Source organism: Streptomyces alkaliphilus (assembly GCF_014141535.1).
GTDB lineage: Bacteria > Actinomycetota > Actinomycetes > Streptomycetales > Streptomycetaceae > Streptomyces > Streptomyces alkaliphilus.
The window spans coordinates 1-1,031 of record NZ_VKHT01001372.1 but is presented as its reverse complement, the minus strand read 5'-3'; the positions used below and the strand labels follow the sequence as shown (position 1 = coordinate 1,031).

General features: G+C 68.7%; 2 protein-coding genes. Both read left to right on the top strand.

Going from position 1 to position 1,031, the window contains the following annotated elements; all coding sequences use genetic code 11:
* The first annotated feature begins 227 nt into the window (after positions 1-227).
* Positions 228-437 carry a helix-turn-helix domain-containing protein gene (locus FNQ90_RS24555; RefSeq protein WP_143623409.1) on the top strand — a complete coding sequence of 70 codons (210 nt, stop codon included), beginning with the start codon at positions 228-230 and terminating at the stop codon, positions 435-437.
* A gap of 364 nt (positions 438-801) precedes the next feature.
* The gene (locus FNQ90_RS24550; protein WP_003948845.1) at positions 802-900 is read left to right on the top strand and encodes a 30S ribosomal protein bS22; all 99 of its coding nucleotides are present in this window, start codon (positions 802-804) and stop codon (positions 898-900) included.
* Positions 901-1,031 lie beyond the last annotated feature (131 nt).

The following is a 1,031-nucleotide window of genomic DNA, read 5'->3' as shown; positions in this document are numbered from 1 at the left end:
GAGAAGGGGGGTGTGGCCGCTCCGGATCGCCGCCGGGGAACCGTGTCCCCGTCCGTCGCTCCTTCCCCTCCGTGCTCAATAGGGCTTCTCTGTCACGGTAAAAGACTCGTTCTGCCCCTCTTCCCCCCTCGCATCACGCGCCCCTAACCTGGGGATGAGCGCGCATGCGAGAGGGAGGCGCCGGAGGGGAAGCCGGTGTCCGACATGTGCGGAAGGTCAGGTGTGGCATGGCTGCTGGTGAAGGGCTCCTCAACGGAGCCAAGTTCCTGACCGTGGCGGAGGTCGCCGCGGTGATGCGAGTGTCCAAGATGACCGTGTACCGCTTGGTGCACGCCGGTCATCTGACCGCGATCCGGGTGGGAAGGTCCTTCCGGGTCCCCGAGCAGGCTGTTCACGAGTACCTCCAGGGCTCCTATGTGGGGGTGGAGAGCGCCTGACGCTCTCCGCGGCCCCTCCCGCCGGGGCCGTCGTGATGATCCGTCGATCCGTCGGCCCGTCCCCTCGGGGGCGGGCCGACGTCATGGTCCGGGCGCCGGTCCGGTGTCGGGTGCGTCACCCGGGGCGTCCCCGCCGCCGGTGCCGCCCCGCTTTCGGTTTTTCCGGTATCTCCCCCGGTCCGGGAGCTGTTGGGGCCGGTGGGGACGACGTGGAGGAGGCGGATTCCGGCGTCGCCGGCGCTTTTCGACCCCTCCTCGGTACCTCGATTAACCCCGGGGGCCCCGTAAACGGTAGGCTGGCCCGATGTAGGTCGTGTGGGCTCGGACGCCCCGCACCGAGTAATCGAAGTGAGCGAGGGTAGTCGTGGGCTCTGTTATCAAGAAGCGGCGCAAGCGTATGGCGAAGAAGAAGCACCGCAAGCTCCTCAAGCGCACGCGTGTGCAGCGCCGCAACAAGAAGTGAGCGAACGCCGCTGAGAGCCCGGCCCTCCCTTCCCGTTCTTTCGGGTGTGGGAGGGCCGAGTCGTGTGCCGGGGGAACCCGGCGCTCCTGCCGGCGGCGAACGGCAACGGCCCCCGCGACGGTGGTATCCGT

Excerpts from the sequence above, each read along its gene's own strand:
- FNQ90_RS24555 (WP_143623409.1), top strand. The coding sequence starts at position 228 with ATGGCTGCTGGTGAAGGGCTCCTCAACGGAGCCAAGTTCCTGACCGTG.